This window comes from Caulobacter sp. ALps2 (genome assembly GCF_058681635.1).
In genome coordinates this window covers 159,783-184,230 of the sequence record NZ_CM178743.1, presented here as the reverse complement: position 1 = coordinate 184,230, position 24,448 = coordinate 159,783, and the positions used below count along the sequence as shown (strand labels likewise).

General features: G+C 67.8%; 29 protein-coding genes and 1 pseudogene. 6 read left to right on the top strand and 24 right to left on the bottom strand.

Annotated elements, in window-relative coordinates; all coding sequences use genetic code 11:
- The first annotated feature begins 41 nt into the window (after nt 1–41).
- On the top strand, nt 42–209 hold the full coding sequence (locus tag ACW173_RS00820) for a hypothetical protein (protein WP_492083005.1): 168 nt from the start codon (nt 42–44) through the stop codon (nt 207–209).
- Between the two features lie 7 nt (nt 210–216).
- Here the strand turns inward: ACW173_RS00820 and ACW173_RS00815 are convergent, their stop codons facing one another.
- The 4 genes from ACW173_RS00815 to ACW173_RS00800 form a co-directional block, all read right to left on the bottom strand.
- A complete protein-coding gene (locus ACW173_RS00815; protein ID WP_492083004.1) occupies nt 217–354 on the bottom strand; it encodes an entericidin A/B family lipoprotein in 138 nt (45 codons plus the stop codon).
- Between the two features lie 84 nt (nt 355–438).
- Entirely contained in the window at nt 439–852 is a 414-nt protein-coding gene (locus ACW173_RS00810) for a beta/gamma crystallin-related protein (RefSeq protein ID WP_492083003.1), read from the bottom strand.
- Between the two features lie 12 nt (nt 853–864).
- A complete protein-coding gene (locus tag ACW173_RS00805) occupies nt 865–1,536 on the bottom strand; it encodes a beta/gamma-crystallin (protein WP_492083002.1) in 672 nt (223 codons plus the stop codon).
- A 90-nt stretch (nt 1,537–1,626) separates the two neighbouring features.
- Nucleotides 1,627–3,729, bottom strand: a complete 2,103-nt coding sequence (locus tag ACW173_RS00800) for an acylase (RefSeq protein WP_492083001.1) — start codon at nt 3,727–3,729, stop codon at nt 1,627–1,629.
- A gap of 180 nt (nt 3,730–3,909) precedes the next feature.
- On the opposite strand from ACW173_RS00800, the gene ACW173_RS00795 reads away from it, so the two are divergent.
- Nucleotides 3,910–4,677, top strand: a complete 768-nt coding sequence (locus ACW173_RS00795) for a class I SAM-dependent methyltransferase (protein WP_492083000.1) — start codon at nt 3,910–3,912, stop codon at nt 4,675–4,677.
- Nucleotides 4,678–4,681: 4 nt separating this feature from the next.
- On the opposite strand, the gene ACW173_RS00790 is transcribed toward ACW173_RS00795, so the two are convergent.
- Nucleotides 4,682–5,764 carry a L,D-transpeptidase family protein gene (locus ACW173_RS00790; protein WP_492082999.1) on the bottom strand — a complete coding sequence of 361 codons (1,083 nt, stop codon included), beginning with the start codon at nt 5,762–5,764 and terminating at the stop codon, nt 4,682–4,684.
- A 117-nt stretch (nt 5,765–5,881) separates the two neighbouring features.
- Here ACW173_RS00790 and ACW173_RS00785 point away from each other — a divergent pair, with 117 nt between their 5' ends.
- Nucleotides 5,882–6,958, top strand: coding sequence for a D-alanyl-D-alanine carboxypeptidase family protein (locus ACW173_RS00785; protein ID WP_492082998.1), 1,077 nt, complete (start codon nt 5,882–5,884; stop codon nt 6,956–6,958).
- Here ACW173_RS00785 and ACW173_RS00780 read toward each other — a convergent pair.
- Both ACW173_RS00780 and ACW173_RS00775 read right to left on the bottom strand, forming a co-directional pair.
- Complete coding sequence (locus ACW173_RS00780) at nt 6,888–7,508, bottom strand: glutathione S-transferase family protein (RefSeq protein ID WP_492082997.1); 621 nt, start codon at nt 7,506–7,508, stop codon at nt 6,888–6,890. The genes ACW173_RS00785 and ACW173_RS00780 overlap by 71 nt on opposite strands.
- Nucleotides 7,505–7,693: a hypothetical protein gene (locus tag ACW173_RS00775; protein WP_454717360.1), complete on the bottom strand. Its 189-nt coding sequence runs from the start codon at nt 7,691–7,693 to the stop codon at nt 7,505–7,507. The genes ACW173_RS00780 and ACW173_RS00775 overlap by 4 nt, the downstream gene beginning before the upstream one ends.
- Before the next feature lie 63 nt (nt 7,694–7,756).
- On the opposite strand from ACW173_RS00775, the gene ACW173_RS00770 reads away from it, so the two are divergent.
- Together ACW173_RS00770 and ACW173_RS00765 are read left to right on the top strand one after the other, a co-directional pair.
- Nucleotides 7,757–8,308: a hypothetical protein gene (locus ACW173_RS00770; protein ID WP_492082996.1), complete on the top strand. Its 552-nt coding sequence runs from the start codon at nt 7,757–7,759 to the stop codon at nt 8,306–8,308.
- A gap of 53 nt (nt 8,309–8,361) precedes the next feature.
- On the top strand, nt 8,362–9,138 hold the full coding sequence (locus tag ACW173_RS00765) for a protein NO VEIN domain-containing protein (RefSeq protein WP_492082995.1): 777 nt from the start codon (nt 8,362–8,364) through the stop codon (nt 9,136–9,138).
- Nucleotides 9,139–9,144: 6 nt separating this feature from the next.
- Here ACW173_RS00765 and ACW173_RS00760 read toward each other — a convergent pair whose 3' ends face one another.
- The 9 genes and pseudogenes from ACW173_RS00760 to lepA form a co-directional block, all read right to left on the bottom strand.
- Nucleotides 9,145–9,705, bottom strand: coding sequence for a hypothetical protein (locus tag ACW173_RS00760; RefSeq protein ID WP_492082994.1), 561 nt, complete (start codon nt 9,703–9,705; stop codon nt 9,145–9,147).
- An 8-nt stretch (nt 9,706–9,713) separates the two neighbouring features.
- The gene (locus ACW173_RS00755; protein ID WP_492082993.1) at nt 9,714–10,025 is read right to left on the bottom strand and encodes a hypothetical protein; all 312 of its coding nucleotides are present in this window, start codon (nt 10,023–10,025) and stop codon (nt 9,714–9,716) included.
- Nucleotides 10,026–10,140: 115 nt separating this feature from the next.
- Nucleotides 10,141–10,911 carry a GIY-YIG nuclease family protein gene (locus ACW173_RS00750; protein ID WP_492082992.1) on the bottom strand — a complete coding sequence of 257 codons (771 nt, stop codon included), beginning with the start codon at nt 10,909–10,911 and terminating at the stop codon, nt 10,141–10,143.
- The gene (locus ACW173_RS00745) at nt 10,908–12,071 is read right to left on the bottom strand and encodes a DNA cytosine methyltransferase (protein ID WP_492082991.1); all 1,164 of its coding nucleotides are present in this window, start codon (nt 12,069–12,071) and stop codon (nt 10,908–10,910) included. Before ACW173_RS00745 ends, ACW173_RS00750 begins: the two co-directional genes overlap by 4 nt.
- A complete protein-coding gene (locus ACW173_RS00740; RefSeq protein WP_492082990.1) occupies nt 12,068–12,481 on the bottom strand; it encodes a very short patch repair endonuclease in 414 nt (137 codons plus the stop codon). Before ACW173_RS00740 ends, ACW173_RS00745 begins: the two co-directional genes overlap by 4 nt.
- A gap of 118 nt (nt 12,482–12,599) precedes the next feature.
- Nucleotides 12,600–12,740 (bottom strand): annotated as a pseudogene (locus tag ACW173_RS00735) (hypothetical protein); the annotation flags it as partial.
- A gap of 9 nt (nt 12,741–12,749) precedes the next feature.
- A complete protein-coding gene (locus ACW173_RS00730) occupies nt 12,750–12,983 on the bottom strand; it encodes a DUF2283 domain-containing protein (protein ID WP_492082989.1) in 234 nt (77 codons plus the stop codon).
- The gene (locus tag ACW173_RS00725; RefSeq protein ID WP_492082988.1) at nt 12,973–13,242 is read right to left on the bottom strand and encodes a DUF4258 domain-containing protein; all 270 of its coding nucleotides are present in this window, start codon (nt 13,240–13,242) and stop codon (nt 12,973–12,975) included. Before ACW173_RS00725 ends, ACW173_RS00730 begins: the two co-directional genes overlap by 11 nt.
- Before the next feature lie 43 nt (nt 13,243–13,285).
- Nucleotides 13,286–15,094 (bottom strand): translation elongation factor 4, encoded by a 1,809-nt coding sequence (gene lepA / locus ACW173_RS00720; RefSeq protein ID WP_492082987.1) that lies wholly within the window; start codon nt 15,092–15,094, stop codon nt 13,286–13,288.
- A gap of 161 nt (nt 15,095–15,255) precedes the next feature.
- On the opposite strand from lepA, the gene ACW173_RS00715 reads away from it, so the two are divergent.
- Nucleotides 15,256–15,996 carry a DUF1134 domain-containing protein gene (locus ACW173_RS00715; protein ID WP_492082986.1) on the top strand — a complete coding sequence of 247 codons (741 nt, stop codon included), beginning with the start codon at nt 15,256–15,258 and terminating at the stop codon, nt 15,994–15,996.
- Here ACW173_RS00715 and ACW173_RS00710 read toward each other — a convergent pair.
- The 8 genes from ACW173_RS00710 to pheS all read right to left on the bottom strand — a co-directional run bounded on the left by ACW173_RS00710 (nt 15,993) and on the right by pheS (nt 24,330).
- A complete protein-coding gene (locus ACW173_RS00710) occupies nt 15,993–17,558 on the bottom strand; it encodes a DUF4139 domain-containing protein (RefSeq protein ID WP_492082985.1) in 1,566 nt (521 codons plus the stop codon). The two genes, ACW173_RS00715 and ACW173_RS00710, sit on opposite strands and share 4 nt — an antisense overlap.
- A 2-nt stretch (nt 17,559–17,560) precedes the next feature.
- On the bottom strand, nt 17,561–18,937 hold the full coding sequence (locus ACW173_RS00705; RefSeq protein ID WP_492082984.1) for a DUF4139 domain-containing protein: 1,377 nt from the start codon (nt 18,935–18,937) through the stop codon (nt 17,561–17,563).
- A gap of 75 nt (nt 18,938–19,012) precedes the next feature.
- Nucleotides 19,013–19,603: a peptide-methionine (S)-S-oxide reductase MsrA gene (gene msrA, locus ACW173_RS00700; protein ID WP_492082983.1), complete on the bottom strand. Its 591-nt coding sequence runs from the start codon at nt 19,601–19,603 to the stop codon at nt 19,013–19,015.
- 56 nt (nt 19,604–19,659) lie between these two features.
- Nucleotides 19,660–19,959 (bottom strand): hypothetical protein, encoded by a 300-nt coding sequence (locus ACW173_RS00695; RefSeq protein WP_492082982.1) that lies wholly within the window; start codon nt 19,957–19,959, stop codon nt 19,660–19,662.
- Nucleotides 19,944–20,240 (bottom strand): hypothetical protein, encoded by a 297-nt coding sequence (locus ACW173_RS00690; RefSeq protein WP_492082981.1) that lies wholly within the window; start codon nt 20,238–20,240, stop codon nt 19,944–19,946. Before ACW173_RS00690 ends, ACW173_RS00695 begins: the two co-directional genes overlap by 16 nt.
- A 125-nt stretch (nt 20,241–20,365) precedes the next feature.
- A complete protein-coding gene (locus ACW173_RS00685) occupies nt 20,366–20,518 on the bottom strand; it encodes a hypothetical protein (protein ID WP_492082980.1) in 153 nt (50 codons plus the stop codon).
- A gap of 278 nt (nt 20,519–20,796) precedes the next feature.
- A complete protein-coding gene (gene pheT, locus ACW173_RS00680) occupies nt 20,797–23,235 on the bottom strand; it encodes a phenylalanine--tRNA ligase subunit beta (protein ID WP_492082979.1) in 2,439 nt (812 codons plus the stop codon).
- A 21-nt stretch (nt 23,236–23,256) separates the two neighbouring features.
- Nucleotides 23,257–24,330: a phenylalanine--tRNA ligase subunit alpha gene (gene pheS, locus ACW173_RS00675; protein ID WP_492082978.1), complete on the bottom strand. Its 1,074-nt coding sequence runs from the start codon at nt 24,328–24,330 to the stop codon at nt 23,257–23,259.
- Between the last annotated feature and the right edge of the window lie 118 nt (nt 24,331–24,448).

Sequence of the window (24,448 nt, the reverse complement as noted above, 5' to 3'; positions counted from 1 at the left end):
GCTGGCGTTGATCGCGTGTTCTGGAAACGCGGAGGCGCGGCATGACGCCCAATCCTCGAAAACCGACTGATCCGGCGGCCCAGCCGCCCCGCGAGGGCGAGGCGGCTTCCAAGGCCGAGCACGCTGTCCGTCATGCTCCGGAGAACGCCGTCGCGCCGGACGAGAAGCGGGCGATCGGCGCCGAAACCTCGCGGGAAGAGGACGCCTGACCTTGGCTTAGCGCTTGGCGTCGCGAGCGGCGCCGGCGACGGCCTTGCCTGCCGACGAGACGTCGCGACCGGCGCCTTCGATGGTGTTGCAGGCCGAGACCAGCAGGGCGGCCGCGGCGGCGGCGAGGACGATGATCTTGCGCATGGGGGTGAACTCCACCAGTAAAAAGGCGGCGGACCTTAACCGTGCGCCGCGCCGGGCTTCAAGAGGCCGGCGCGGCGTTTAGGGTCAGCGGACGCGGCGGACCGAGCTGTAGCGGTCGTTCTGCTTCTTGGGCAGGCTGGCCGCATCGTAGTCGTAGCGCCAGCACTTGCCCTGGTAGTAGGCGTGCTCGCAGAACTCCCACGACCCGCGCGAAATGCGCATGGACGAGACGCGGTCGTTGAAGCCGACGCGGGCCAGGTCCGGCGTGTCGCCGCGCAGGGGACGGGCCTCGCCGCGGAAGCCGTCGTGCTCGAACAGCACGACCTCGCCGCCACCGCCCCAGCCGCCACGACGGTCATCACGTCGGTCGTCTCTGCGGTCGTCTCTGCGGTCATAGCCGTCGCGGCGGTCGCGGTCGTAGTTGCGGTCTTGGGCGATCGCGCCGCCGGCCATCAGGGCAATGGTCCCGCAGACGATCAGGAAAGCGGATTTACGCATGGGAGTATCTCCTTAGCGAACGCGACGGATCGAGCTGATGGCGTCGTTCCACTCGCGGGGCAGGATGGCCTGGTCGGCGTCCAGACGGCTGCAGCGGCCCTGGTAGTTGGCGTGCTCGCAGATCTCCCACTTGCCGCCGTTGTTGCGGCCGATGCTGATCGACGAGGCCTTGTCGTTGAACTTGATCGCGCCCAGGTCGGGCATGTCGCCGACCACGTCATACGAGCGGCCCTGATACTGGGTGTCCTCGTAGATCGTGATGCCGTCGCGGTTACCGCCGGGGGGACGACCGCCGCCGCCGTTGTTCCAGCCGCCGCCATTGTTGCCGCCGCCATTGTTCCAGCCACCGCCACCGCCGTTCCAGCCGCCGTTGTTCCAGCCGCCATTGTTCGAGCCGGCCAGGCTCTGGCAGATCAGCTTGCCGTCGCCATTGGCCATGCCCTGGCTGTTGCAGTCGCGGACGTAGGCGCTGACATAGGCCCAGCCGCCGCGGCTGGTCTTGCAGCGCGCGTGGACCTCGCCGTTGAAGGTCGTGATCTCACGGCACGATTGGAAGTACGAACCGCGCGGCGGCTCCTGGTAGGCTCCATTCCAGTTCGGCGCCTGGGCCGAAGCCGCGCCGGCCCCCATCGACGTAGAAAGGGCCAGGATGGAAAGGGCCGCGAGGCCGAGGGTCTTGCGCATGTCTGTTTTTCCCCACCAAAAAGGCGTCGTTGTTGACGCCAGCTAGCCGCCCCTCAACTGAACGGCGCCTGAACGGCCAAGTTCTAGCGGTCAACGGTCCGAAGGGCGATAGTCAACCCTGACGTGCCCTTTCAGCTGGGCCTCGGTGAACCAGACCGGCTTGGTCTTCATCGCCACGAACAGCGGCGTCTGGTCGGCATAGTGCGGCGACCTGGCGTCCAGGGTGGCCGAGCCGAACTGATGGATGCTTTCGGAGCGCAGCGCGCCAGCTTTGTCCCAGGTCACGAACATGACGAAGGTGTCGCCGCCGTCGGCGGTGGTCGTGCCGTCGGCCTCCGGCTTGCCCCACACCGAGCGGTAGGTGTCGGCCGCGCCGTCGATGGCCAGGTTCACGGTGCCGCGCCGGATGCGGTTGACCTGGCCCCACTCCGGATCCAGGCGGCCGAAATGAGTCTTCAGCTGCTTGATCGCCGCGCGCAGGCTGTCGATCGGCGCCGGGGCCGCATCGCCATTGGAGCGCGCGAACAGGATCGGCTGACTCATCAGCGCCGCCAGGGCCGCGCCTCGATCATGGACGTCGGCTTGTTTGTCCCAGGCCCGCAGGATCGACTGGGCCTTGGCCAGATCCGCGTCGCCCTTGGGATCGATCGCCGTCACCTCGCGGACCATCTCCATCACCGACGAGCGGTCGCTGAAGGCCACGTCGAACTTGTGGGCCCGGAAGCTGGCGTCGGTGATCGCATGATCGGTCCCGAAGGTCTCCAGCGCCCGCCAGGCGCGGTTGGTCATGTTGGCCTGCAGGCCCATCGAGGCCGGGAAGGCCTCGGGCTTGAGGTTATCGGCCGCCTCACTGGCCTGGAACGGCGTGTTGTTGGAGTTGAACACCAGGCCCGACTTCGGATTCCACAATTGCGGGCTCTGTTCGACGGGACGGTAGCCCTGCCAGACCAGATCCGAGCGGTCGCCGGGCAGGACGCCGGCCCAGTCGGCCTGAACGGTGCGGTTGGGGTACTGGCCGTTGTGCACGAAGCCGATGTTCCCGGCCGCGTCGGCATAGACGTAGTTCAGGCTGGGAATGGCGTGGGTGGCGATGGCGGCGCGCCACTCGTCCATGGTCCGCGCCCGGTTCAGCCGCCAGTACTGCAAGGGCTGGCGCCACTCGCCCATGCCGGCGTAGCGGATGGCGAAGACGCCATGGTCGGTCTCCAGCACCGGGCCATGTACCGAGCGCAGAACGGCTTTCTTCACCGGCAGGACGATGGGGCCAAAGAGCTTCACGCGCAGGGTGACATAGCGCTTGTCGAAGGCCTTCCACTGGCCGTCCAGCCTGTACTGGTTCTTGTTCTTCGGGTTGATGGTCAGGCGATAGATGTCCACCAGGTCGGGCTTGGACACGGTGTTGGCCCAGCCAAGCGTGGCGTTGTGCCCGTGCAGCATGAATGGCGCGCCTGGGAAGAAGCCGCCGGCCACGTGCCAGCCTTGGCCGCTCTCGACCACCGCCTCGTACCAGGCGACAGGGCCGGTATAGGGCTGGTGCGAATTGACCAGCAGGCGGGTGGCGCCGTCGGCGCTGCGTGACGGCGCGGTCGCGAGACCGTTCGAGCCCTTCGGTGGTGGGCTTTTCTCCTGCGGCGCGGTCAGGCGCTTCAGCTCGCCGTCCAGGCCGTAGAAGAACGGCTGCTTGAAAATGAAGCCGGCCTCGATGTCGTGGCCGGTCAGGGGGAGGAGGCCCGCCTTGACCTTTTCCGGATGCTGGGCGGCATAGACGCTGACCCCGTCGGCATAGGCCTCCATCACCTCGCGCAGGTCGGCCGGCAGCTGAGCATAGTGGGCGTTGGTCGTCGGCCAGACGTCGAGCAGCGCGGTGACATAGTCGGTCGGCGCGGCCTTGGCGCCCTTGTCGCGGGCCAGCACGCCGCGCGTGGCCAGCACCACGTCCTGCAGCGTGTCGAAGTCGTCCTCGCTCTGGGCGTAGCCGAGGCCAAACGCCGCGTCGGCGTCGGTCTTGCCAAGTACGTGCGGCACGCCCCAGTCGTCGCGACGGATGCGGACGTCATAATGCCGAGCCTTGTCGAGCAGAACCTGGCGGGGAGGGGCCTTGGGCAGGCTGGACTGGTCGATCGCGATCAGCGCCGCGCCGGCCAGCACGACAAGCGCCAGCAAGGCGCCGATCCCGCGCAGGATCCACTTCATCCGAGCCTCCCCCCGAAATGGCTTACAGGGCCATCGTTTGTTACCGCCGATCATGTCTGGCCGGCTTGGTCGTGCCTAGAGCCGGTTTCGACGAAAGCTGGCTGAAACTTCGCGATAACGTCGTTCGCCATCCCTAGCTGGGCTGCTAGGTTCGACTTAAACAACGAGGGAGGCGCGCCCATGGCCCGCAAGCATGTGGTTTCGGTATTGGCCGGAAGTCTTCTGGCTTTTGGGACGTTCAGCGTCAGCGGCGCAGCGTTCGCCGAGGTTCCCGCCAACATCGCCAAGGCCGTGGCCGACCCGTCGCGCCCGGCAGCCGACACCGCCCGCGACGCCGCGCGTCATCCGGGCGAGATCCTGGCCATGGCCGAGCTGAAGCCGGGCCAGACCGTCGTCGACTACGTGATGGGCGGCGGCTACTTCACCCGGATCATCTCCGGCGCGGTCGGTCCGAATGGCGTGGTCTATGCCTACCAGCCGGCCGAGTTCATCAAGTTCATGCCCAAGTACGGCGAGGATCAGAAGACGGTCACCGCCGCCCTGGCCAACAGCAAGGCGCTGAACGGCCCGATGACGGCGCTGGACCTGCCCGACAATGTCGACGCGGTGATCACCGTCCAGAACTATCACGACATGCACCTGAAGCCGTTCCCGGTGGACACGGCCGCGAAGGCCAATGCCGAGATCTTCAAGTCTTTGAAGCCGGGCGGCGTCTTCCTGGTCATCGACCACGCCGCGACCGCTGGCTCGGGTGTCACCGCCGCTGACGGCCTGCACCGCATCGACATCGCCGCCGTGAAGAGCGAGGTGGAGGCCGCCGGCTTCAAGCTGGAGGCCGAGAGCCCGCTGCTGGCCGACAAGGCCGACCCGCATACGGCCAGCGTCTTCGACCCGTCGATCCGCGGGAAGACCGATCAGTTCATCCTGAAGTTCCGCAAGCCCAAATAGGGCGTCAGGAGGCCCGCGCCTCCGCGCCCATGAAGATCACCTTGGCACCCTTGTTCACGGCCGAGCCCAGCTCGGCCGCGTCCCAGTTGGTCAGGCGCACGCAGCCGTGCGAGGCGCGCTTGTTGACCAGCTTGGGATCGGGCGTGCCGTGGATGCCGTAGGTGTCCTTGGTCAGGTCGATCCAGGTGGAGCCGACCGGATTGTTCGGCCCGGCCTTGATGGTCAGCTTGCCCTTGGGCTTGCCGAAGGTCAGGCGCGACGGGTCGTAGGTATAGGTCGGGGCGGGCGCCAGGGTGCGCACGGCCCACTCGCCGGACGGGGCGGGGCGCTCGGTGCTGCCCACCGTGGCCGGATAGACCGCGAGCTCGACGCCATCCTTGTCGAAGGCCCGCACCTGGCCCTGGGCCTTGTCGATCTCGATGCGGTCGACCTTGCGATCCAGCTTATCGGCGCCGGCGCCCGTCACCACGATCGTCGTCCCGGCAGCCGCGAAGTCGACACCGGGATTGAGCGCCTGCAGCAGGGCCTCGTCCATGTGGAAGCGCTCGGCCAGCAGCTCCAGCGGCGTGTGGTAGTTCATGGCCGGCAGCTTGGCCATCGCCTCGTAGTCTTCCTTGGGCAGCACGGGCGCGAACGGGCCGGCCACGTCCTCGGCGGTGATCTGGTAGTCGACCAGCACCGGACCGCCGTCACCCGCCGTCAGGGTGTCGAGCAGTTCCTTGGTGATCTCGCCATTGGCGGTGACATTGCGCGAGCCCTGGTAGGCCTTGATCGCCAAGGTCAGGTTGGTCCCGTCGCGGCCGTCGATGACGCCGGGCGAAAAGTGAGCGCGGTCCAGCAGGGTCTGGACGCGGACCAGCAGGTTGCGGTGGGCGTCGGGGTCCGTCGCGGCGGCGTCGAAGGTCGCGGCATTGATCGTCTGGGCCAGCGGCGAGGCCGCGGCGACGGCGGCCGGCGCGGGAACCACGGGCGGCGGGGTCGTCTTCTGGACGGTCTTGGCGGGGACGGGCTTGGCCGGCGGCTTGTCGTCACAGGCCGACAGGGCCAGGACGGCGATCAGGGCGAAACGGGAAACCAGACCAGTCATGTATTCTCCAGGCGGGCCAAGAAGGCGGGCCAAAAAGGTGGGCCAAAAAGGTGGGAACAACTCCTCCGTCTCAAGCCTTGAGCCATGGCGAAGTTCCCTGAAGGGCAAGGACACAGCTTGAAGACGTCGCGCCGCCTGCTCTGGGGTCTGGGCCTGCTTTTGCTGGTGGTCGGCGGCTTCTGGCTTTGGGTCTATTGGCCGTCCGGGCAGTCGTCGACCAAGCCGGCTCCGCCGCGCGACGAGACAGCCTATCCGCCGCCCCAGCACGTGCCGTCGATCGATCCGCCGGGGCGGTCGATCCCGCTGGCCGGCGCGCCCGAAAGCTGTGACGGGAGCGACGCGCCCGACACCGCCGCCGCCGTCAACGCCGCCTCGCTGTCGACCCTGGCCTGGACGCCGTTCGGCAAGCCCGAGACCGGCTGGGAGATCTACGCCCCGCGCATCGCCGCCGAGATCGGCACGACCTGCGGCCCTGGCTCCAACGGCTTCGCCTCGGCCCTGGCGCGCTGGCAGGGGGCGCATGGCTTGCAGGCCACCGGCGTGGTCGATCCGGCGGTGTTCGGCGCCATGCTGGTGCGCTGGCATCTGGCGCGGCCGTTCGTGCGCACCAACCGCGAGGGGATCTGCCCTGGCGCGCCCCCCGAGGCCAATCTCGGCCTGGCCAAGCCCGAGGAAAGCTACGGCGGCAAGGCCATCCGCATGCGTCCCGGCGCGCTGGCGGCCTATCGAAACATGGTCGCCGAGGCGCGCGCGGCCGGAGCGCTGACCAAGCCCGACGCCTTGAAGATCTTCTCCGGCTTCCGCGCCCCGGACGCCGACGCCCAGCGCTGCGCGCGCGACAAGAACTGTCAGGGGCTGATCCGCACCATCTGCTCGGCCCACCGCACGGGCCTGGCCATGGACGTGGTGATCGACGCCGCGCCGGGCTTTCGTCCCGACAGCTCCGCCGACGCCAACCGCCTGGCCATGGCGCGCTCGCCGCTGTTTCGCTGGATGGTGGTGAACGCCAGCCGCTTCGGCTTCGTCAACTACGCCTACGAGCCCTGGCACTGGGAGTGGACGGGCGAACCGCTGCTACCCGGCGTGCCCATCTCGAGCCTGCCCCAGGACGGCTCGGAGCCGGCTACGGAACCTCAGCCAGACTCCATTTCTGGAACGCCGGCCGCTCCCGCAGGCGCTCGTAATAGGCGCTGATCGTCGGCCACTCCTCGCGCTCGATGGGCGAGAACAGCCAGCGGTGCACCGACAGGCCCAGTACGATGTCGGCCAGGGTGAACCGCTCGCCGGCTACATAGGCGCCAGTATCCAGCAGGCGCGCGCTGAGCAGCCCCATGGCCGTGTTCCAGGCCGTGACGCTGATCTCGATCTGCTTGGGATCATCAAAGCCAGGCGTCTTGCGCACCAGGCCGGCGAAAGCGTAGCGCCAGGCCGTGTTCAGCTCCGTGCACTGCCAGTCCATCCACTGGTCGACCAGAGCCCGCTGGCGGCGATCGTCCGGAAACAGCGGCGTGTCCGCGCCCACATAACGGCAGATGGCGTTGCTCTCCCAGATCGGCCCGTGCTGATCGATCATGACCGGCACCAGGGCGTTGGGATTGTATCGCAGGAACTTCGGATCGTTGGTCGGGGCGAAGCCCTGGCCCCAGTCCTCGCGCTCATAGGCGATCCTCAGCTCGTCCAGGGTCCACAGCACCTTGCGGACATTGATCGACGAGGTGCGGCCGAGGACCTTGGGGATCGTCACCGGGTCATCCAGGGTCTGGACTTGCCGGTCGGCGCCGCGACGCTGGAGCGTTCGATCTTGCCCGTCGAGGCCTTGGCCCCGTGACCGTGCTTGCCTTGGGCGGCCTTCTTCAGGCGCAGGGCGCGCTGCATCGGGGTTTCCCCCTCTGGCGCTTCGGTGGCGGGAACGTCGGGTTTATCGGTCATGAAGGCGATGTAGGCCTCGAATGGCGCCTTGAGAAGGCCGCGCTTGAAGGTCAGTCTGGAAAGATGTCGTCCCGTCGTTCGGTTCCCGTCCTGATCGCACTCTCCGCCCTCTTTGCGTCGGGCGCCCATGCGCAGGTCAGGGGCGAGGCCAACGAGGTCTCGCCGGTACTGATCTTGCCGCCGACCCTGCCGCCGAAGCTGGTTTCGACCTATCCGGCCCAGGACCAGACCGTGGCCCCGGGCGTGCTGATCCTGAAGGTCGCCTTCGACCAGCAGATGTCCCCGACCGCCTGGAACTACGCTCCCGCGCCGGACGCCGAGCCGATGGACTGCGTGAAGACGCCCCGGCTGTTGCCCGACCAGAAGACCTTCGTGCTGCTGTGCCGGGTGCTGGCCAACAAGACCTATGGCGTGACCCTGAACGCCGAGCGGACCGGCGGTTTCGCCAATCTGGGCGACAACCCGGCCCAGACGGCGGCCTTGACCTTCAAGGTCGACGCGGGCGATCCGGTCACCACCGTGCGCCGGGCCATGGACGCGGCCAAGCTGCTGCCCGACCAGATGCCGGTGCAGGACGCGCCCATGGCTGTCGCGTCCGGAGCGAGCGGCCGCTAGCCTTCTAACTGAAGCGTGTGGCGCGCGGGCCGCGACTCCCTCATCATCATCCGATGACGGGGGAATCGGGGCGCGAGTGGACGGGGGCTGACCTCGCTGTGGTGGTGGGCGACTATGTCTCCCAGCTGGAGAAGACGCTCGCCGGCAAGCCGTTCGATCGCGCCACGCACGACCGCACGGTCCGCTTCGTGACCGGCAAGTCGGACATGCCCATCACCTGGAAGCAGGGCGAGATCTCGGCGGTGCTGTCGCTGATCGGTCTGCCGATCCTCAAGGACATGCCGCCGCGGTGGTCCTATGACGAGGCGCTGCTGGACGCCGTCGAGGGCCAGCTGGCCATGAAGCCGACCCTGCTGGCCTCGGCCGTTCGCCCCGCCGCCCTGTTCACCGCTCCCTCGGCCGTCCCGCTGATCGAGGCCGCCCCGCCCAGGCCGATGCCGATGGACGACCGCCTGATCCGCGCCATCCAGCGCTTCGACATGTCGGGGCGCGAGGCGGACGACCGGTTCCTGAAGGGCCTGGGCGTGGCCAGTGTCGTGGCGCACGAGGCCCGCCGCCTGTCGGATCGCGGCCGCGCGGATCTGGCCGGCGGCATCCGCCCCGCCCGTGACGGTGATCCCGACGGCTGCGACGTGATCAGCTTCGGCCTGGACGAGATCCCGCGCCTGATCGTGGTCAAGGCCACCCTGGCCGGCGAGGTGGCCCCGTTCGGTCTCAGCCAGGCCGAGTTCGAGCTCTCCAGGGCCCAGCCCAGCGCCTTCCGCATCCGCCGCGTCTACGACCTGCTGGGCGAGGCGCGCTTCTACCGCCTGAAGCCGCCGTTCCACTGAGGCCCGTCAGGCCTTGAACACATGGGCGAGCATCTGGGCCAGGCCGCCCAGCGTCCGGCCGTGGTTCAACTCGCCGGGCAGTCGCGTCAGCGTCTCGTAGAAGCCCAACGGCGGCAGCGCCGTCATCACGGTGACGATCTGGCGGCGCGGCAGGCCCTTGGACACCCGGCCGCCGCTGGCGTCGATCCAGTCGGCCTTGCGCACGGCGTTGACGACCTCGGCATTCGCGCCCCGGAACGGCGTGATCTTGTGGTGCCAGTGGATCAGATCATGGACCAGCTGGGCGTCGAGGTCCGGCGCCCGCGCCTGGCGGGCCCGTTCGGCATGACCTTCCGACGGCTCCAGATAGGCCAGGGTCCGATCGGTCCAGAGGCCGACATCATGATGAGCCAGCGCGAAGGCGATGGTGGCGCGATGCCGCGTCTCGCCGTCCAGGAAATGCATCGCATAGGTCAGCACGCGGTAGACGTGGTTGCGATAGCCGGGAAAGTCCGCGCCGATCCGCGTCCGCAGCGGCTCCAGCTCGCGCTCGATGATGTCGTCGTGGTGGATGATGGCGACGGGCATGACGCAGTTCACCGCATCGCGTGATCCCGCGCTTGCACGAAGTCATCGAAAAGGGGCCAGCCTTGGTGGACGCTCAGACGGGGCGGGTCTGTTCGGTCCGCCACGGCCTCGGCATGAGCCCGCGCGACGGCGTCGCTGCTGGCCTTCTTGGTCCAGCCGTCCTTGCAGGCATGGCGATAGATGCTGGTCGGCGAGACCTTCCACTTGCGCGCCAACTCGCCGGCGGTCGCGCCATTCCTGTACTCGGCGGCGATCTCGGCCCACGAAGCCTCCGAGAGCCGGAACCATGTTGGTGGTGCGTCGGGGTGTGACTTGCTCATGGCCACAAGGATAAGGCCGTTCTGGGCGCCGGGGACGGAGCTGGGTGCGTGGCGGGAAAGATGAGCTTCCACAAGTGGATAGAGTCGCGGGGGGCGTGCGTTCACGAGGCCGCGCCTAGCGCGAGGCTCCGATCAGTTCGCCGCTGGGAAACTTGCGCTCATCGTTCTTGTACATGATCAGGTGGCTGGGAAGTTTCGTCGCGTGCCAGCCCTCTGGCAGCCGATTCAGAATCTGGCCGAGCACGGAGCGTGCCGTGGGCTCACCCGTCAGTTCGACATCCACGGAAAGAAGATCGTCGTGGGGACCCGTTCCTAGATCGCTTCCTTGTATGCGGAAGACATACGGCAACTGCTTCTTGAGCGCCTGCACGAGCGCCGCGGCGGTTCCACCCGTCGGGAAGTCGATGAGGGCGCGATCAATGTCGATCGGATACCAGGTGTCGTAGTGCTCGGGCTTGTACTTGGTCGTGTCGCGTTCCTTGCCAGGATCCTTCGCCCCAAAGCCGCTGCCATTCCAGTGAGCCTTGGCGCGTTTCTTCTCCGCGCCGATGAGCAGGGCCTCCAAATCCACCGCGGTGAACACGAAGACGCGGACGGCGCGAAACAGCACCAGGTCGGGGTCTAGACCTCGGCGGTGCTGAATTTTCTTGTGGTGCTTTTGCAGCCGCTCGCGGAGACCGGACGCCGCGTCGGTCTTACCGATATAGATGACTTCCGCGTCGTCCTGGCCCTGAAGCAACAGCTGATAGACACCTTGGTGCTTCGGGAGCGCGGCGACGGCCTCGGCGGTCAACGGCGCGGGCGTCAGGTCTTCGAGAACGGCCGTGAGCTCCCGCAGCAAGGCCTTGGGAAGATCGAGTTCGAATTCTGTATAGCCCTGCGTCACGCCGCGTAGCGTAGCTTCCTCGCGACATCCTTGCCAATGACCTCCGCCAAGCGAACCGGCACGGCGTTGCCCAGCTGGCGCATGACCTCGCTCCAGGCCCCGTGGAAGATGAAGCTGTCGGGGAAGGTCTGTAGGCGGGCGCTTTCCCGGACCGAGAAGTAGCGCACCGTGCCGTCGGGGCGGGCCAGCATGTTCTCGCCGCCGGGCACGCCGTGGACGCCGGCCTTCAGGGTCTTGGCGGGCTCGTCCAGCGGACTGCCCGTGTGGCCGGGATAGGCGCGGGCGCCGGGCTGGAAGCGGTGATAGGCGATCTGGGCCGCGCGCTCGGGGTCCCGTTCCGGATCGGGCAGGTCGGCGGTCGCGTCGCGCACCGTTCGCCAGGCGATCTCGCTCGGCTTGTCGCGCAGCGCCATGGCGCGCGCGGGCGCGTCGGAGGCGTCAGGTCGCTCGGCCTTGGCCACCTTGTGCGCGTCCCAATAGTCGCCCGAGCGATGTTGCGCCCACAGCAGGGCGTCGGACGAGTGGGTGGCGACGGGGAACGACCACTCCAGGTCCAGGTCGTCGCGGAAGCCCACGAAGATCACCCGCTCGCGCTTTTGCGGCACGCCGTAGTCGGCGGCGTTCAGGACGCGGGCCACGACTCGATAGGCCAGGCCGTCACGCGCCCCACGCAGATGGTGTTCTTCCAGCCGCGACAGGTGCTCGGACCAGTCCTCGTCCGGGCGAGCGACGACCTCCGGGTGCTCGAGTTGCAGCCGGATATATTCGAAATAGTTGCGGAAGCTGGCCCGGGTCAGACCCTTGACGTTCTCGAATACGAAGGCCCGAGGCCGCGTCTCGCGCACGGCGCGGATCGCGTGGGGGAACATGTCGCGGGTGTCGTCATAGGCCCGGTGCTTGCCGCCCAGCGAGAAGGGCTGGCAGGGCGGGCCGCCGGACACCAGGTCGACCTTGCCCTCAAGGCCTCTGAAGTCGACATGGCGCACGTCGCCCTCGACCTCGGGCCAGCCGGCCATCGGCGACAGCGGGCTCTGGCGGTTCTCGGCGATGGTCTCGCGGCAATAGCGGTTCCACTCGACCACCTTGGCCGGTTTGAACCCGGCCTGGCACAGGCCGATGCCCAGCCCCCCGGCCCCCGCGAACAGTTCGATCGACTTCATGAGTCCAAGAATGTTCTAATTTCGTTCTCAAGGAAAGCCTCGTCCTTGAGCCCACATTCCCAGAGGGTCAGCGCGCTCCAGCCCAGGGCTTCAAGCTCCGCCAGCTTGCGGAGATCACGGGCGCGATTCCCCTCCAGCTTCGGGATCCAGAACTCGTGCCGTGATTTGGGCAGCCGCGCCAGCTTGCAGTCCGGATCGGGGTGGCGATGCCAGAAACACCCGTGGACGAAGATCACCTTCTTGCGGCCGGTAAACACCAGATCCGGCCGCCCGGGCAGCTTCGCGCCGTGCAGACGGTAGCGGTAGCCCAGGCGGTGAACGAGCCGACGGACCAGCATCTCGGCGCTGGACCCCTTGCCCTTGACGCGAGCCATCCGGGCGCTGCGTTCGGTGGGGGAGAGGGTGTCCATGGGAATCGGGTAGATGTAGAGGGCATGAGGGGCAAGCGCTGCTATGAGCCAAAAACGCCCCCGCCAGCTTCCGCTGACGAGGGCGCTCGGAACTCCGACCAGCTAGTTCAGAAGCCGATCAATCCTCGTCCATCTTCAGCGCGGCGATGAAGGCTTCCCGCGGGATCTCGACCTTGCCGAACTGGCGCATGCGCTTCTTGCCGGCCTTCTGCTTGTCCAGCAGCTTGCGCGGGGCGTCGCCGCTGTAGCGCTTGGCCGAGCAGTTCGCTTACTCCGCCGCGTGGACAGCCTTGTCGCCATCACCCGGCAGCCGCCACTTGGCCCACGAACCCGCCGCCAAGGTCTTGCTGGCGTGCAGGATCTCGATGCCAACCACGCGACCGTCCTCGGTGTAGTCGAGGATCACGCCGGGCGCGACCTCTTCGGCCTCGTGCGGCTTGGCGTCGGACAGGGGGATATAGGCCGCGTCGGCTTCTGGATCGTAGGTGGGTTCACGGCGCATCGGGCGGACTCGCGTTCCGGTCGGGAAAGACCGACAGGACCCGAATATGGTCCTTTTCCTCGACGCACGCCACTCTGAGGTGGCGGGTCCATTCGGCCGGTCGGCCGAAGCGGCGCTCCACGGCGGCGTCGTCGGGGTCTGGCTCCGTCCACTCGGGATCGCGAACCACGGCTTCGACGATCTCGCGCGTCAGCCCGTAGAGCGGCATCCGATCAACGAGGGCATGGCGGGTAAAGCGGATCGCTTTCATGCCGGCCATTCAGCACGCCTGTGGCGCGTCACTCAACCCTTGGTGTAGAGGGTCAATCCTCGTCCATCTTCAGCGCGGCGATGAAGGCTTCCTGCGGGATCTCGACCTTGCCGAACTGGCGCATGCGCTTCTTGCCGGCCTTTTGCTTGTCCAGCAGCTTGCGCTTACGCGAGGCGTCGCCGCCGTAGCACTTGGCGGTCACGTCCTTGCGCAGGGCGCGGACGGTTTCGCGGGCGATGATCCGGCCGCCGATGGCCGCCTGGATGGGGATGACGAACATGTGCTGCGGGATGAGTTCCTTCATCTTCTCGCACATGCCGCGGCCACGGCTCTCGGCGCGGTCGCGGTGGACCAGCATGGAGAGGGCGTCGACCGGCTCGGCGTTGACCAGGATCGACATCTTGACCAGGTCGCCGACGCGGTAGTCCTCGAGCTGGTAGTCGAAGCTGGCATAGCCCTTCGAGATGGACTTCAGGCGGTCGTAGAAGTCGAAGACCACCTCGTTCAGCGGCAGGTCGTAGATGACCATGGCGCGGTTACCGACATAGCTGAGCTCGCGCTGCATGCCGCGACGGTCCTGGCACAGCTTGATCACGCCGCCGAGGAACTCGTCCGGCGTGAAGATGGTGGCCTTGATCCAGGGCTCGGCGATGTTCTCGATCTGCATCACGTCCGGCAGGTCGGCCGGGTTGTGCAACTCCATCTCGGAGCCGTCGCGCATGTGGATCTTGTAGACGACCGAGGGCGCGGTCGCGATCAGGTCGAGGTCGAATTCGCGGGAGAGGCGCTCCTGGATGATCTCCAGGTGCAGCAGGCCTAGGAACCCGCAGCGGAAGCCGAAGCCCAGGGCGGCGCTGCTTTCCATCTCGTAGGTGAAGCTGCCGTCGTTCAGGCGCAGCTTGCCGACGGCGGCGCGCAGGTCCTCGAAGTCGGCGGCGTCGACCGGGAAGAGGCCGCAGAACACGACCGGCTGAACGTCCTTGAAGCCCGGCAGGGCCTGGGCGGTCTGCTTCTTCTCGTCGGTGATGGTGTCGCCGACGGCGGCGTCGGCCACTTCCTTGATCGAGGCGGTGAAGAAGCCGACCTCGCCGGGACCCAGTTCCTGCACGTCGGTGGCCTTGGGCGTGAAGACGCCGACCTTGTCGATGCGGTGGGTGGCGCCGGTCTGCATCATGCGGACCTGCTGGCCGGCCTTCAGCGTGCCGTCGAAGATCCGCACCAGCACGACGACGCCGAGGTAGGCGTCGTACCAGGCGTCGACCAGCAAGGCCTTGAGGGGAGCGTCGCGGTCGCCCTTGGGGGCGGGCAGGCGGGTGACGATGGCTTCCAGCACGTCGTGGATGCCCAGGCCCGACTTGGCGCTGGCCAGCACGGCGTCGCTGGCGTCCAGGCCGATCAGGTCCTCGATCTGGGCGCGCACGCGCTCGGGCTCGGCGGCCGGCAGGTCGATCTTGTTGAGGACCGGGACGATCTCGTGGTTGTTGTCGATGGCCGAATAGACATTGGCCAGGGTCTGGGCTTCCACGCCCTGGCTGGCGTCGACGACCAGGATCGAGCCTTCGCAGGCGGCCAGCGAGCGCGAGACTTCATAGGCGAAGTCGACGTGTCCGGGGGTGTCCATCAGATTGAGGATGTAGTCCTCACCGTCGTCGGCCTTGTACTTCAGGCGCACGGTCTGCGCCTTGATCGTGATGCCGCGCTCTTTCTCGATGTCCATGTTGTCGAGGACCTGGGCGCTCATCTCGCGCGCGGTCAGGCCGCCGGTCTCCTGGATCAGGCGGTCGGAGAGCGTGGACTTGCCGTGGTCGATGTGGGCCACGATTGAAAAGTTGCGGATCTTGTCGAGAGGCGTCGAAGTCATGGGCGTGCGCATAGCACATTTGGCCTGCTTCGCGAGAGACGTTCAGGCCTAGGGATGCGGCGACGCGTCGCGCATGCTTAACCGCTCGTTAAGTTTGGAGCCGCAAACCGGTCTCAATGGCTTGCAACAGTGTTGCAATCAATTCGATCCGGAGGGCTCCCATGGACCGTCGCAAGCTGATCCTCTCGGGCGCCGCCGTCGGCGTGAGCGCCGTGGCCACCGACGCCCTGGCCCGGCAAAGCCGCTATAGCGAACAGCTGCCGCCGCCTCAGCCGATCGGTCCGGCGAGCCCCGCTCCGGCCGATCCCTATGCGTCCTCGGCGCCGCAGCCGATCGCGCAAGACTCCTACGCCCCGCCGCCGCCATCGCCCAGCCCGGCCTCGAACGGCTCGCAACCGACCTACGATACCGGCCGCGCCCAGACCTATTCCGCCGACGAGATGATCCGCGCCACATCCGACTTCCTGGGCGTGACGGCCGAGAGCGCCGGCGCGGCGATCGAGAAGGTGTTCAAGGACAAGGGTCAGCCTACCGCCTACATCGCCGGCGAAGAGGGCTCCGGCGCCTTCGTGGCTGGCCTGCGCTACGGCCGCGGCCTGCTCTACATGAAGGGCCGTCCCACTCTGGAGGTGTTCTGGCAGGGCCCGACCATCGGTTGGGACTGGGGCGGCAACGCCAGCCGCGTTTTCACCCTCTGCTATAACCTGCAGTATCCGGACGCCATCTTCCGCCGTTTCCCCGGTGTTGAGGGCAGCGCCTACCTGATCGGCGGCCTGGGCGTGAACTATCAGAAGGCCGATGAAATCACCCTGGCCCCGATCCGCGCGGGTGTGGGCCTTCGCCTGGGCGCGAACGTCGGCTACCTGGGCTACAGCCGCAAACGCCGCTGGATGCCGTTCTAGTCGGCGCGCTCGTAAGCGTAGCGGAACACGCGGGATTCGCCGGGCGCCAAGGTGACGCGCCAGGCGACCTTGCCGTCACGCAGCTCGTGGCGGACGGGTTCGGACACCACCTTGAAGCCCTCGAAGTCGGGGTCCTGGCGCAGCTCGATCGTCACCGGCGCGGTCTTGGCGTTGGTCAGGTCGATCGCATAGGCGCGGCGCAGGCGGTCGCGCGAGAGCGTCTTCTCCTCGACCAGACGCGGCCGGGCGCCGACGTCCATGGCTCCGCCGATCACCAGGTCCAGCGGCTCGCCGACGGCGACGTCGCGCACGGCCTGCTCGCCGGCGAAGGTCGGGCGGCCTTCGGCCGTCTCCATCGTCGACAGAGCGCCGGAGGGCAGGGGCTTGCCCAGGCCATTGGCGGTCTTGTTCTCCAGCCGTAGCACCACGCTGGGGATGACCACGGCCTCTTCCGGGTCGTCATAGCCGTCATGGCGGTCGATCTCGACCACATAGAGCCGCTGGAAGGCGACGTCCTTCTGGTCGAGGAAGGCCACCTGCTTGGTCTGGCGGGCGGCCAGGGTTACGGGCTCGGGCAGCGTGTAGAGCTTGTAGTCGCCCAGGTTCGACTGCTCGGCCAGCTTGGCGCGCGAACCGGTGACGGCGATCTCCTCGAGACCGCCGCGGGCCATGGGCGCGGCCATCATCGCGACAGGCGGGGCAGGGGGAGGCGGCGGCATGACGGGCTTGCCGACATGGGTGGTGTCCATCGGCCAGCAGGCGCGCTGGATCGACTTGGCCTGGCCCCTGTCGACGCGGACGTACTGGCGCGACAGCTTGCCGGCCACCGCCTGGGTCGGCGCGTCCACGAAGGCGCTGCCGCCGCTGTTGACCAGGGTCAGCCAGCCGGTCAGGTCCAACCGCTTGCCGTCCGGATGGATGCGCGCGACGTAGTCGGCCTGCCAGTTCACGCCCAGCGCCAGGTACGACACCGTCAGCCTGGCCCGCGTGGGCGAGGGGACGTCGACGATCGTCGACAGGCTGGGCTTGTCGGTCAGGCCGTCGGGCGCGCGATCCAGCACGAGGCGCTCTGGACCGCCGGAGCAGCCCAGCGCCTCGACACCGTCGGCGGTGCGGACCATCAGGCCGTCGGGGCCTTGCAGCAGGACGGCGTCGACCGTCTGCTGGCGCCCAGTCCCGCGATTGGTGCGCACGACCTTGATCGGCTGGCCCAGCGACCGCTCGACCAGGGTTCCGGGGCTGAGCAGGGCGTAGTCGTAGTTCCGTTCGACCGCCTTGCCGGGCAGGCCCTCGACCGCCGCGCTCTGGGGGATCAGGCCCTCGGCGACGCCGTCGAAGCGGACGACGTGGCGGCCGGCGGGCAGGTCGACCGTGCGGGTCTCGGTGACCAGGATCAGGCCCTTCTCGCGGGCCTGGGCGCGCTGCCACGGCTCCAGCGCCTGGAAGGGGCCATCGCCGTCACGGTAGAGGGTGACAGCGACCTTCTCGGGCGCGGGCGAGGCGATCGTGGCGGCGTATGCGGGGGCGGCGGCCAGAGCGAGCGCGCCGATCAAGGCGCGCATCCTCACCACCCCGTCTCGACCGTGAAGGTCAGCGCCGTCTCGCCATTGGCCGGCACCGGCACGCTCCAGCCTAGCGTGCGAGCATCGATGCGGCGGCTTTTGAGGCTCTCGGCCTTGACCTCGCCATCGCGACCCAGGCCGCCCTGGCGCAGCTCGACGGTCACCGGCTGGTCCTTGGCGTTGCGCAGTACGTAGCGCATCTCGTAGCGCGAGCGGGTTTTAGAGACCTTGGTGTCGGCCACCAGCGTCGCCTGGCTGGAGACGTCGAAGGCCTCGCCGGTCTTGATCGACAGCTCCGAGCCGGCCGGTGTGTGGCCGATGGCGTTCTCGCCGACGAACTTCGGGTCGCCCGCCGAGTCCCGCATATAGACCCGCATGGTTCCGGCCGGCAGCTGGCTGCCCAGGCCCGCCAGTCTGGCGTTGCTGAACTGGATGGCGACGACGGCCTTCTCCGGCTCGGCCTGGCTCTGGAACCAGTCCTGGCGGACTTCGTAGACCTTCTTGGCCGCCACGCCCTGGGCCGACAGGAAACCGACCTGCTTGTTCTGGTTGGCCGCGATCGTGGTCCGCTCGGCCAAGGGGTAGACGTAGTAGTCGGCCACCCGCTCGCCGGTCCCGCTCTCGGTCCCGGCGCTGACCATGCCTGGCGAGCGGCGCTGCGGGCGATAGGTGACGTTCTGGTTCAGCTGATTGACGTCGCCGGCCACCAGCTGGGTCTTGGCGTTCTCGAACGGCGTGCCCGAGGTGTTGGACAGGGTGATCCAGCCTTGCAGGTCGAGGGCGGCCTTGGCCTCGTCGAACAGGGCGACATAGTCGGCCTTCCACGACAGGCCCGAGGTCAGGTAGCTCAGCTTGGCCTGACGCGCGCCGGCATTGGCGGCTTCGACGCTGACCGACAGGGTCGGGCGGGCGCGCAGGGCCTCGGGCACCTTGTCGAAGATCACCCGCGTGGGGACACCATCGTCGCGCAGCACTTCGATGCGGTCGCCGATCTTGAGGACCACGCCCTCGTTGGCGGCCAGGACGGTGGCGACCTCGGTGGTCTCCTTGCCGTCGCCGGGATTGGTGCGGACGATCTTCACCTGCTGGCCGACCGCCTTCTCCATCAACTTGTCGGGAGTCAGCAGGTCGTAGTCGAAGTTCTGCTCCAGGATGGTCACGCCGGGGGCCGACAGGCTGACCGTCTCGGGGCGGATCTGGGCCGAGACGTCCTTGAATTCCAGCTTCTGGCGGCCGGCCTTCAGGTCCAGCGGCCTTGTGTCTTCGACCAGCGCCAGGTCGGAATTGTAGATGGTGACCGAGACCTCGCGCTGCCGCGCGTGCGCGCCGAGCGGAGCCAAGAGCAGGCCGGCCGTGGCCAGTAGCGCGCGACGGTTCATCGACGTCCTCCCGTGTATTCTATCTCGGTAGAGCTACACGGGATTCAGGCGGAGTCGAGGCTGGGTTGAGCGGGCTTAGCCGCCCCAGACTTGCTTAAGGCGCGCGTCCCGCCCGCAGCCGGCGCGATAGGCGAAGTAGTTGAGCTTGTTCCGCTTGGCGTAGTCGCGATGGTAGGCCTCGGCCGGGTAGAAGGTCCGCAGCGGCAGGATCTCGGTCTTCATCGTGCCGGTCTTCAGGCGCTTGGCGGCCTCGGCGCGGGACTTCTCGGCGATCGGGCGCTGGGCCGGGGTGACGAAGACGGCCGGGCGGTAGGACGGGCCGCGATCGCAGAACTGGCCGCCGTCGTCGGTCGGGTCAACCAGTTTCCAGTAGCGGTACAGCAGGAAGCCGTAATCCAGCTTGGCTGGGTCATAGGTGACGCGCACCGATTCGTAGTGGCCGCTGGTCTCGCTGGTGACGTCGCGATAGGTCGGGTTCTTCAGGTGGCCGCCGGTGTAGCCGCTCTCGACCTTGATGACGCCCGGCACGCCCTGCATGTCGTGCTCCATGCACCAGAAGCAGCCGCCGGCGAACACGGCGCTCTCGGTCTTGAGCGTGGCGGCGGCCGAGGCGCTGACGCCGGTGAGGGCGAACAGGGTGGCGAGTAGGGCGAGCAGTCGGCGCATCGAGGTCTCTCCAGAAAGCGGACTCGGACTCAGATACGCAGCAAACGGGCGAAAGGTTACAGCCGCCAGCCGAAACCGACGCCGCGCACGCTGGGACAGGCCGACAGGCGCGAGGCCAGGATCTGCGCCCGGTCATCGCCCTGGTCGTCGATCTCGAGCCTAATGGTCATGTGCTGACCCTCGGGAGCGGCGGACAGGGCGCGCAGACGAGTCTGCTGGACCGAGGCCACGCCCAGCACCCGCATCAGGGCGTCGGGCGTGTCGTCGGTGGTGACGAGAAACAGTCGGCGCCGGAAGGAAGCAAAGGCGCCGTCTTCCGGTTTGAGCGGATCCACGAGGCTCACGGACGGAACCACTGATGCTCGACCGAGGCCGAATTGACGCCGGGCCAGGCGGCCAGGTCCCGGGCCAGCAGGCGGGCGGCCTGGTCGCCCAGATGGCGCACCTTCAGCGAGGCTTCGACGATCTGGCCGACCGGCTTCATCGTCAGGCCGCACAGTTCGGCGCCGCTGTCGGCGAGGCCTTGGCGCACGGCTTCCAGCGCGCTGGGGGCGTCCTGGGCGGCCAGCAGCAGCTGGTGGACGGTGACGCCTTCCTGGTCGCTATGGAAGGATGGTGGAGAGGGCAGGTAGCTCATCGGGGTTGGTCCTGTGCATGAGAGACTTGAAGGACCGAGGAACCGCGCAACAAAAAAGCCCCGCTCGTGGGAGCGGGGCTTTTTGGAGATCTTGCGATCCTTCGGCTTTGGTTTTGGTAGGTTTCCTACCGCTGCTTGCGCCGATTTTGCCCCGTCCGAATGGGAACGGTTTTAATCTGGGTGTTAATCATATTCCACATCGCCACGGCGCACGACATCGCGGCCACGGCGGCGAGGCCGGTGGTTGCAAAGGCGGCGAAGGCGAAGGTCGATTGCATGTGGAAGCGATGAATCCAGTTAGCGCCACTTACAGGTAGCGTGACGTTTGGGATTGCGCAAGGTCTTGCCTGTGCGAAGGGCGATCGGTCGCGGGGGAGGGTGGTTTTGCCTCACCTAGGGCGGGGCGCCTTGAAACTCAGCACTCGCCCCACCTAGCCTCGCTTCGCGAGGTCGTCCGCCCCCGGAGGGGGCGGAAGGTTCGAGCGATCTTTCTTCCCCTCTGGGGGAGGAGCGCGAAGCGCGGAGGGGGCAAGTAAGACCTGCCCCCCTCGCTATCTTAAGACCGCAGCTTCCCGCCGGCCTTCTCGGCGGCCGCGACGACCTTGGCCGACAGGGCCTCGATGTCGGCGTCGGTGAGGGTGGCCTCGCGCGGCTGCACCACCACCTCGATCGCCACCGACTTGAAGCCCTCCGGCACGCCGGGGCCCTCATAGACGTCGAACACGCGCGCGGCGGTGATCAGCGCCTTGTCGGCGCCGGCGGCGGCCTTGACCAGGTCGCCCGCCGCCTTGGTCTTCTCGACCAGGAAGGCGAAGTCGCGGGTCAGCGGCATCAGGGTCGAGGGCGAGAAGGCGGGACGCGTCTTGATCGACTTTTTCTTTGGCTCGGGGATCGCCTCCAGGGTGATCTCGAAGCCGTAGACCGGGCCGGCCACGTCCAGAGCCTTCAGGACCGCCGGGTGGATCTCGCCGAACTCGGCCATCACCGCCTTGGGACCCAACTGCAGACGCGCCGAGCGGCCAGGGTGCCACCAGGACGAGGCCGAGCCTTGCGCCGTCTGCAGCGAGGCGACCGGCGCGCCCAGCTCTTCCAGCAGGGCCAGCAGGTCGGCCTTGACCGTGAAGACGTCGCTTTGCGCCGCCTTGTCCCAGCCGCGCGGGGCCTTGGGAACGAGGATGGCCGCCACGACGGTGCGCTGGTCGTTCGGACGCTCGCCGTGGAAGGTCGGGCCGATCTCGAACAGGGCCGCGTCGGGGAAGCCCTGGCGGGCGTTGCGGCCGGCCGCCTCGATCAGGTTGGGCAACAGCGACGGGCGCATGCAGTCCAGTTCCGAGGCGATCGGATTGGCCAGCAGCAGTTCCGACTGGCCGCCGCCGAACAGCTCCGCGGTCTTGTGGTGAGTGAAGCTGAAAGTCACCGCTTCCGCATAGCCGGCGGCGGCCAGGGCGCGCCGGGCCGTGCGGCCACGGGCCTGCTTGGCGGTCAGGATGCCGCCCACCGCGCGCGGAACTTCCGGCAGCGGCGTCGAGGGCAGGGCGCCGTAACCGGCGATGCGGGCGACTTCTTCAACCAGGTCGGCCTTGCCTTCCACGTCGCGGCGGAAGGTCGGCGGGGTCACGCAGACGGCGGCCTCGGCATGGGTCGCGAACTGGGTCGGCGAGACATCCTTGGGGGCGTCCAGCTTGAAGCCCAGGTCCGTCAGGATCTTCAGCGACTTTTCGGGCGCGATCTCCAGGCCCGACAGCTGACCGACATAGGCCGGGTCGAACAGGATCGGACCCGGGGCGGCCGGCAGGTCGCCGACGAAGACAACTTCCGACGGCTCGCCGCCGCACAGCTCCAGGATCAGCTTGGTGGCCAGCTCAAGGCCGGGAACCAGCGATCCGGTGTCGACCGTGCGGGCGAAGCGATACTGGGCGTCGCTGGCGATGCCGGTGGCGCGGCCGGTCTGGGCCGTGCGGATCGGGTCGAACCAGGCGCTCTCGACGAAGACGTCGACCGTCTCTTCCGAGCAGCCGGTGCTCTCGCCGCCCATCACGCCGCCCAGGCCGATCGGACGCTCGCCCGACGCGTCGGCGATCACCGACATCTCCGGGGTCAGTTCGTAGGTCTTGCCGTCCAGGGCGATCAGGTGCTCGTCGCCGTTCAGGCCGTGGCGGCCCAGGCGCGTCGAGATCGCCGTCCCCGACAGCTTGTGCGCGTCATAGACGTGCAGCGGGCGGGCGCGGTCGTATGAGATCAGGTTGGTGACGTCGACCAGAGCGTTGATGGGGCGCAGGCCGATGGCGGTCAGGCGGTCGGCCAGCCACTTGGGCGAGGGGCCGTTCTTGACGCCGCGGATGTAGCGACCGGCGAAGGCCGGGCAGGCCTCGCCGTCGACCGTGACGGTGATCGGCGACGGATAGGTCCCCGGGATCGACGCGATCGACACGTCCTTCAGCTTGCCCACGCCGGCGGCGGCCAGGTCGCGGGCGATGCCCACGACGCCCAGCCAGTCGGGACGGTTGGGGGTCACTTCGAAGTCGATGACGGCTTCCAGGCCCAGGGCGTCGACGGCCGAGGTCCCGACCGGCAGGGCGTCGGGCAGCTCCATGATGCCGTCGCTCTCGGTGGCGTATTCCAGCTCGGCGGCCGAGCAGAGCATGCCGTTCGAGACGACGCCGCGCACGGGCTTCTCGACCAGGGTCACGTCCAGGCCGGGCACATAGGCGCCGATCGGGGCGTAGATGGTGGTCAGGCCGGGACGCGCGTTCGGCGCGCCGCAGACGATCTCCTTGCGGCCGTCGACGGTGTCGACCTGGCAGACCTGGAGACGGTCGGCATTGGGGTGACGCGCGGCCTCGACGATCTTGCAGACCGTGAACGGGGCCAGCTTGGTCGCCGGATCGGTGACGTGCTCGACCTCGAGCCCGGCCATGGTCATGGCCGCGACGATCTCGGGAACGGTGGCGGTGGTCTCAAGGTGATCCTTGAGCCAGGACAGGGTGAATTTCATGTGTCTTGTCTCAGCTCGGGTTCAGCTCAGGCCGCTGGCCGGGTTCGGCGCGGCGAACGCGCTGAAGCCGTAGTGCGACAGCCAGCGGACATCCGACGACCACATGTCGCGCAGGTCCGGCATGCCGTACTTCAGCATGCCCAGGCGATCGACGCCCATGCCGAAGGCGAAGCCCTGGTACTCGTCCGGATCGATGCCGCAGGCGCGCAGCACGTTCGGATGGACCATGCCGCAGCCCAGGATCTCGAGCCACGACTTGCCCTGGCCGATCTTGATCTCGCCGCCGGTGCGGTCGCACTGAACGTCCATCTCGGCCGACGGCTCGGTGAACGGGAAGTGGTGCGGGCGGAACTGGGTCGTCACCGCGTCGGTCTCGAAGAACCGGGCCAGGAAGGTCTCCAGGGTCCACTTCAGGTGACCCATGTGGATGCCCTTGTCGATCACCAGGCCCTCGACCTGGTGGAACACCGGGGTGTGGGTGGCGTCGTTGTCCACGCGATAGGTGCGGCCCGGCGCGATGATGCGGATTGGCGGCTGTTGCGACACCATGGTCCGCACCTGCACGGGGCTGGTGTGGGTGCGCAGCAGCATCTTCTCGCCGCCTTCTTTGGCATTGAAGAAGAAGGTGTCGTGCATCTCCCGCGCCGGGTGCTTGGGCGGGAAGTTCAGGGCCGTGAAGTTGTGGAAGTCGTCCTCGATGTCCGGGCCCTCGGCCACGGCGAAGCCCATCTCGGCGAAGATGGCGATCATCTCGTCCATGGTCTGCATGGTCGGGTGGACGCTGCCCTTGCGGCGGTGCGGGGCGGGCAGGGACAGGTCCAGCGTCTCGCTGGCCAGGCGAGCGTCCAGCTCGGCGGCCTCCAGCTCGGCCTTCTTGGCCGCGATCGCGTCGGCGACCTTGTCGCGCAAGGCGTTGATCGCCGCGCCTTGGGTCTTGCGCTCCTCGGGGCTCATCGCGCCCAGGGTTTTGAGCAGGCCCGAGATGGAGCCGGTCTTGCCGACGGCGGCCACGCGGACGGCGTCGAGCGCTTGGAGGTCCGCGGCTCCGGCCACCTGGGCCAGGACGTCGGATTCGAGGGTGTTGAGATCGGTCATGACGGGCATCCGTCTAGGCGGTTTCAGGACGTTTCGAAACCCTGCGAAGGCAGGGACGAGAACCTTTCGCGCAGCAAAAAGCCCTCCGGTTCGCACCGGAGGGCTTTTCAGGATCGGT

Coding starts and splice junctions, on each gene's coding strand:
- ACW173_RS00760 (WP_492082994.1), bottom strand. CDS start 9,705: ATGCCCGTCGCCATCATCCACCACGACGACATCATCGAGCGCGAGCTG.
- ACW173_RS00790 (WP_492082999.1), bottom strand. CDS start 5,764: ATGACTGGTCTGGTTTCCCGTTTCGCCCTGATCGCCGTCCTGGCCCTG.
- pheT (WP_492082979.1), bottom strand. CDS start 23,235: ATGAAATTCACCCTGTCCTGGCTCAAGGATCACCTTGAGACCACCGCC.
- ACW173_RS00770 (WP_492082996.1), top strand. CDS start 7,757: ATGTCGTCCCGTCGTTCGGTTCCCGTCCTGATCGCACTCTCCGCCCTC.
- ACW173_RS00715 (WP_492082986.1), top strand. CDS start 15,256: ATGGACCGTCGCAAGCTGATCCTCTCGGGCGCCGCCGTCGGCGTGAGC.
- ACW173_RS00710 (WP_492082985.1), bottom strand. CDS start 17,558: ATGCGCGCCTTGATCGGCGCGCTCGCTCTGGCCGCCGCCCCCGCATAC.
- ACW173_RS00800 (WP_492083001.1), bottom strand. CDS start 3,729: ATGAAGTGGATCCTGCGCGGGATCGGCGCCTTGCTGGCGCTTGTCGTG.
- ACW173_RS00690 (WP_492082981.1), bottom strand. CDS start 20,240: ATGAGCTACCTGCCCTCTCCACCATCCTTCCATAGCGACCAGGAAGGC.
- ACW173_RS00755 (WP_492082993.1), bottom strand. CDS start 10,025: ATGAGCAAGTCACACCCCGACGCACCACCAACATGGTTCCGGCTCTCG.
- ACW173_RS00725 (WP_492082988.1), bottom strand. CDS start 13,242: ATGGCCGGCATGAAAGCGATCCGCTTTACCCGCCATGCCCTCGTTGAT.
- ACW173_RS00820 (WP_492083005.1), top strand. CDS start 42: ATGACGCCCAATCCTCGAAAACCGACTGATCCGGCGGCCCAGCCGCCC.
- msrA (WP_492082983.1), bottom strand. CDS start 19,603: ATGCGCCGACTGCTCGCCCTACTCGCCACCCTGTTCGCCCTCACCGGC.
- ACW173_RS00685 (WP_492082980.1), bottom strand. CDS start 20,518: ATGCAATCGACCTTCGCCTTCGCCGCCTTTGCAACCACCGGCCTCGCC.
- ACW173_RS00730 (WP_492082989.1), bottom strand. CDS start 12,983: ATGCGCCGTGAACCCACCTACGATCCAGAAGCCGACGCGGCCTATATC.
- ACW173_RS00815 (WP_492083004.1), bottom strand. CDS start 354: ATGCGCAAGATCATCGTCCTCGCCGCCGCCGCGGCCGCCCTGCTGGTC.
- ACW173_RS00765 (WP_492082995.1), top strand. CDS start 8,362: ATGACGGGGGAATCGGGGCGCGAGTGGACGGGGGCTGACCTCGCTGTG.
- ACW173_RS00795 (WP_492083000.1), top strand. CDS start 3,910: ATGGCCCGCAAGCATGTGGTTTCGGTATTGGCCGGAAGTCTTCTGGCT.
- pheS (WP_492082978.1), bottom strand. CDS start 24,330: ATGACCGATCTCAACACCCTCGAATCCGACGTCCTGGCCCAGGTGGCC.
- ACW173_RS00775 (WP_454717360.1), bottom strand. CDS start 7,693: ATGACCGATAAACCCGACGTTCCCGCCACCGAAGCGCCAGAGGGGGAA.
- lepA (WP_492082987.1), bottom strand. CDS start 15,094: ATGACTTCGACGCCTCTCGACAAGATCCGCAACTTTTCAATCGTGGCC.
- ACW173_RS00705 (WP_492082984.1), bottom strand. CDS start 18,937: ATGAACCGTCGCGCGCTACTGGCCACGGCCGGCCTGCTCTTGGCTCCG.
- ACW173_RS00745 (WP_492082991.1), bottom strand. CDS start 12,071: ATGAAGTCGATCGAACTGTTCGCGGGGGCCGGGGGGCTGGGCATCGGC.
- ACW173_RS00740 (WP_492082990.1), bottom strand. CDS start 12,481: ATGGACACCCTCTCCCCCACCGAACGCAGCGCCCGGATGGCTCGCGTC.
- ACW173_RS00805 (WP_492083002.1), bottom strand. CDS start 1,536: ATGCGCAAGACCCTCGGCCTCGCGGCCCTTTCCATCCTGGCCCTTTCT.
- ACW173_RS00810 (WP_492083003.1), bottom strand. CDS start 852: ATGCGTAAATCCGCTTTCCTGATCGTCTGCGGGACCATTGCCCTGATG.